Here is a 5063-nt window from a genome sequence, read left to right on the forward strand (position 1 = left end):
AAAAAAGAAAGAGGTTACACATTCGTTAAGCGAGCGAGTGAAGATGAACAAATCAAAGCTTACATGAATGATGGAGATAAACTCGGCTATCTCTGGCGACAGGGTTTTTTTGAAGGGGCAGATCCGCTATGAGAGAGCTTGTTTTCTTACTAGAAGAACTATCGGCACAAGTAATGATTGAAGGTATTTTACCGAAGATAATATCGGCAGAACTGGATATATTTGTTAGGTATATTGTTTTTGAAGGTAAACAAGACCTAGAAAAGCAGATGGTACGAAAACTACAAAAATATAAGAATCCGGATGCAACATTTATTATTTTGCGCGATCGAGATTCTGGCAACTGCCAAGATATTAAAACGAAACTTAAACAAAAATGCGAAGAAGCAAATAAGTCTCAAGCTATTGTACGTATTGCCTGTCGCGAACTGGAAAGCTGGTATCTTTCCGATCTAGAGGCGGTGGAAAAAGCTTATGAGAAACCCAATCTTTCCTCACGACAAAATGAAAAGAAATTCCGAAATCCCGATGAGCTTGGAAATCCATCACAAGAATTGAAATCCCTTGTACCTGAATACCAGAAGATAAACGGTTCGAGAATAATAGCACCTTATTTGAATATTGAAAACACACGCTCCCGCAGTTTTTATCATTTTATCAGTTCAATCAAAAGAATTATTCAGTCTTACCCTACAATCTAGATAAGTACTAACTCTGTTTCACTCGATAGAAATATTCTATGCCTCCTCGTTGGCCCCGCAAACCCGATCGCAATGACCCCGCTTTCCGCAAACTCGATGACCGCATGAACTTCGCCACCCATGTCGCAATTTTTGCTGCTAGTAATTCCGGTATATGGTTTTTCGATATCCTGAAAAATGCTGAATGGCCTTGGGCCAAGTGGGTGACGGGTGGATGGGCGCTGGTTTTGGTGGCCCATGCTGTGTATATTTTTGCGATCGCAAACTACTCCCAACCGCAACTGACATCGGAAACGCCCACAAAATCTCCCCAAGGATAGATTGAAAAATCTTGCTAAGCAGGGATTTACGCCGGGACTGGGGTTGATTCAATTAGGATCGAGGTAGCTTTTTATCGGAGTAAGTCCTATGGCAAAAACCAATACTTCTGAAGCGATCGAAAAACTGGCCGCCGAAATAGGCGAAAATGTTTATATCGACATTGCCAAGTGGCATCTCTACTTGCGGGAAGCACATTTACACACCCCCCTCGCGGAACGGGTATATCCCATGCTTCAGAATAATTCTCTTGAAGAAAGTAAGGTGCTACAAATTCTGTCAGATATTCCTGTCAAGATAGGCGGAAAAAGAGAAATTCCGCTCGCCGATTTGATACCGACAGCCAGTCAGGTGAATTTGATGGATATTTTGGAAGAATATCAACGCAAAATGTAGCGGTTTGGGTGGGAATTGCCCACCCTATTACTTAGTGCTGCTGTGGCGATCTTACCAATATGTTACCGCATTTCGGGATGAACATCTGTAGTGATAACATCTCGCTCCCTGTTATAAAAAAGAGTTGCAAAGCAATAAACTGGATATAAGATACCAGATTCTTGTTTTTTTACACCTCCAATCGCAACTTGAGCAGCATAATAATTACCAAAACCTATTTGGTAATTGTTCTGTCTGTAACTTTTAGAAATGACTTCTAGGAGAGTATCGCGAGGTACTTTAATTTTCCCTGTCTCTAAATCAATTTCACACTCTAAGTCATCTTCCCACAATATATTTAACAAGTCTTCTTTGACTTTGTAATCGGGAAGAAAATCATCAAGGACAGGGTAGAGGATAGACATAAATTTGCTTGATGAATATTTAGCAAAATTTAGGGAGTAGGATGGGCAATGCCCACCCTACTACTTACTCAAAACTCAAAACTAGCCCTTAGACCCTCTGAAAAATCGTTGGCGGATACGGGAGACAAAAATATCGACTTCTGGCAACTTCAATTGAATGGCAAATACAGCGAATAGGCATAAGCCGACTAACCCGGCGACGCTTAATTGCAGTAGTTGAATTAGCAAACCTTCGCTGCCCAAAATTTGTTGCAAACCCCAATTCGTACCCCAACTGGTGACACCTGCGATCGCACTACCAGCAGTCAACCATATTAACGGTATTCCCCATTCGCGCCAGGGCAAACCGTTGAGTTTGCGGTTGAGACACCACAACAACATTACCATTGAGGTGAGGTTTACTCCCATTGTGGAAAGAACCAAACCGGGTGCGCCAAAAGGTTGCACAAAAATAAAATTCAACAAAGCTTTGAGAAAGATATTGAACACGCTGATCCGAAAAGGTGTGTCTCCATCTCCCAAACCATAAAATACTCGCACCAGTACATCTCGACCTAAGTAGAAAAACATCCCGATGCCGTAAGCGACTAGCAGGGATGCTACTAATTTGGATGCGTCGCGATCGAATGCTCCCCGTTCGTAAACTACTCGTACAATTGGGACGGAAAGGGAAACCATGATCGCACCCAGAGGTAACATGGTAAGCGCAGTGAGAATTAATCCCTGACGAATTCGCACTTTTAATTCCGGCCAATCTTCCGGGGCGGCGAGTCGGGAAAATATGGGTAAAAAAGGTACTAACAAAACATTGGAAATAATTCCTAGAGGCGTTTGCACTAACAATCCGGCATAGCTTAAGGCGGCGGCGGCTTTGGGGATGAAGGATGCAAAGAATAAGTCGGTGTAAACGTTTATGTGCATCATCCCGGAGGAAAAAGTGGCCGGCCCCATGAGTCTGATTGTTTCGCGCACGCCAGGATGCTGGAAGTCGAAGCGCAGGCGCAATGTTCCCAAACCCGCTCGCCACTGGGCCACTACCTGCACTAACCACTGCAAGAATGCACCGGCAAGGGTTCCTACAGCTCAAACCTGTCCTCCCAGGATGGCGTATTCGGGGAGGGTAATTTTGTGGCCCAGCTGCATTGCTAAAACGGCAATTCCCCCAATGACTGTGATGCTGGAAAATAGGGGGCTGATGGAGGGTAGCCAATATTGATCTGCGGCGTTAAGGGTGGCAAAACCGATGCCGATCAGTCCGGCAAAGAGCGCCATCGGTGCCATAATCTGAAGTTGTTGGATGGCGATCGCTTTCGTGAGGGAACCTACCCCTGATGTATCGCTAAGTCCCGGTGCGACTAAGTTGATCAGCGGTTCGGCAAAGATCGTGGTGGCGATCGTCACCAGTAGCAAAGCTGCACCAACAATAGTTGTGATTGTCTCTACAATGGGAGCGGCTTCTTCTTTACCGCGCTTTGCCAGTACACTGACTACGGCGCTGTGAAATGGCCCATTGATGCCGCCTAGCAAGATTAACAAAAAACCTGGGAGAATATAGGCGTAGCTGTAGGCGTTGGCGGCTGCACCGACTCCAAAGGCGGCGGCGATCGCTTGCTGGCGTACCAAGCCAAACACTTTACTGATTAAGGTTGCAACTGCGACAATTCCCGCAATTCCAGCCAGAGTTCGAGAGGGTTTTTTGATTGCAGACACAAAATGTTAAAAATGACTAAAGGTAGTTGTACTATTCAATCGTGAATCTGGCAAGTCCGAACAGTATGTCCGCCGAAACTTTCTATGCCGACTTACCTAGTTTAGAAAATTTTCTGGACATCACGGATTTCCGGAATTTTGTTTCTGTTCCTCAAGATTGGCTGATTATAGTCACGGATATTGCTGGTTCTACTAAAGCGATTGAGTCAGGCCGTTACAAAGATGTTAATTTAATTGGCGCGGCTTCTATTGTTGCTATTTTAAATATAGCTAAAAATATCGATATTCCCTTCGTATTCGGCGGTGATGGCGCTACAATTTTAATTCCCCCAACTCTTTTGTCGGCAGTGCAGGGAGCTTTACTAGCTACACGACATTTAGCTAAAAATGAATTTGACTTTGATTTACGGATTGGCATAGTTCCAGGGTATGTAGTTATAGAAAGGCACTATGATGTGAAAGTAGCTAAGGTAAAAATTTCTGAAAATTACACCCAAGCGGTATTTACCGGGGGCGGTCTAGCTTATGCCAACGACTTGGTTAAAAATGCTGCAACTGCTGATATTTACCGCCTTCATAATGTTGTTGGTTCTAGCCAAGCAGATTTTTCTGGTTTGGAGTGTCGCTGGCAAGATATACCGAGCAAACATGGGGAGATCGTGAGTTTGTTGGTGATGGCAATCAGCGATGATTTGGTAGAAATTAGCTCGGTTTACAAAGACGTTTTACATATTATTAAAGAGATTTACGGTGAGGAAGCCGATCTTCATCCGGTATCTGCCGAATCTCTCAATCTTTCGTTTAATGAAAATAAATTGTTCAAAGAAGTCAACCTTCGTTCCCAGTCAGGCAGTTGGTTAGCTCGACAAATATATCTATCAAAGATTAAATTGGAAAACTATTTAGGAGCTTTTTTGATGGGATTTAAAGTTAAAACACGGGATACAGATTGGGGCAATTATAAGCAAAACTTAATTGCCGCAACAGATTACAAAAAGTTTGATGATATGTTACGTATGGTTATTGCAGGTAATACTTTGCAAAGCGAAAAATTGACAAAATCTTTAGATAACCTATATAAAGAGGGGAAATTAGTTTATGGTTTACATATCTCCGATCGCGCCATCATGACCTGTCTGGTATTTGAGCGCAACGGTCGCCAAGTACATTTTGTGGATGGTGCAGATGGTGGCTATGCTTTAGCTGCCAAAGCGATGAAGTCAAGAATGAAATCGGGGTTTTACTGATGACATACGATCGGATTTACTGTTACCCAACTCTCTATCCCGGCATTTTGCTTAAACGCTATAAGCGTTTTTTTGCAGATATAGAATTAGCTACAGGTGAGGTAATTACAGCTCATTGTCCGAATACCGGGCCGATGACGGGGGTCTGCACTGCCGGTAGTTTGGTACAGGTTTCTTTAAGCAACAATCCCAAACGCAAATTGCCTTATACCTGGGAAATGATTCAAGTTTCGGATAACGAACCGACTTGGGTAGGAGTGAATACCGGTCTACCAAACCAAGTAGTG

Annotated in this window: 5 protein-coding genes and 2 pseudogenes; 5 read left to right on the forward strand and 2 right to left on the reverse strand. The window is 43.5% G+C overall.

Going from position 1 to position 5063, the window contains the following annotated elements:
• Positions 1–128: 128 nt before the first annotated feature.
• From H6S82_RS17545 to H6S82_RS17555, 3 genes are all read left to right on the forward strand, one after another.
• Positions 129–701, forward strand: a complete 573-nt coding sequence (locus H6S82_RS17545; RefSeq protein WP_190467414.1) for a DUF4276 family protein — start codon at positions 129–131, stop codon at positions 699–701.
• A gap of 38 nt (positions 702–739) precedes the next feature.
• The gene (locus H6S82_RS17550; protein ID WP_190467411.1) at positions 740–1021 is read left to right on the forward strand and encodes a 2TM domain-containing protein; all 282 of its coding nucleotides are present in this window, start codon (positions 740–742) and stop codon (positions 1019–1021) included.
• A gap of 88 nt (positions 1022–1109) precedes the next feature.
• On the forward strand, positions 1110–1415 hold the full coding sequence (locus tag H6S82_RS17555) for a DUF3181 family protein (RefSeq protein ID WP_190467408.1): 306 nt from the start codon (positions 1110–1112) through the stop codon (positions 1413–1415).
• 62 nt (positions 1416–1477) lie between these two features.
• Here the strand turns inward: H6S82_RS17555 and H6S82_RS17560 are convergent, their stop codons facing one another.
• Together H6S82_RS17560 and murJ are read right to left on the reverse strand one after the other, a co-directional pair.
• Positions 1478–1819, reverse strand: coding sequence for a hypothetical protein (locus H6S82_RS17560; RefSeq protein ID WP_190467405.1), 342 nt, complete (start codon positions 1817–1819; stop codon positions 1478–1480).
• An 81-nt stretch (positions 1820–1900) separates the two neighbouring features.
• Positions 1901–3529 (reverse strand): annotated as a pseudogene (murJ, locus tag H6S82_RS17565) (murein biosynthesis integral membrane protein MurJ).
• A gap of 65 nt (positions 3530–3594) precedes the next feature.
• Here murJ and H6S82_RS17570 point away from each other — a divergent pair.
• The gene (locus tag H6S82_RS17570) at positions 3595–4776 is read left to right on the forward strand and encodes a DUF3095 domain-containing protein (RefSeq protein WP_190467399.1); all 1182 of its coding nucleotides are present in this window, start codon (positions 3595–3597) and stop codon (positions 4774–4776) included.
• Positions 4776–5063 (forward strand): annotated as a pseudogene (locus H6S82_RS17575) (DNA/RNA nuclease SfsA); the annotation flags it as partial. The gene H6S82_RS17570 and the pseudogene H6S82_RS17575, both read left to right, overlap by 1 nt.

Origin of the sequence: Planktothrix sp. FACHB-1355 (genome assembly GCF_014748295.1) — a bacterium.
Lineage (GTDB): Bacteria > Cyanobacteriota > Cyanobacteriia > Cyanobacteriales > Aerosakkonemataceae > Aerosakkonema > Aerosakkonema funiforme_A.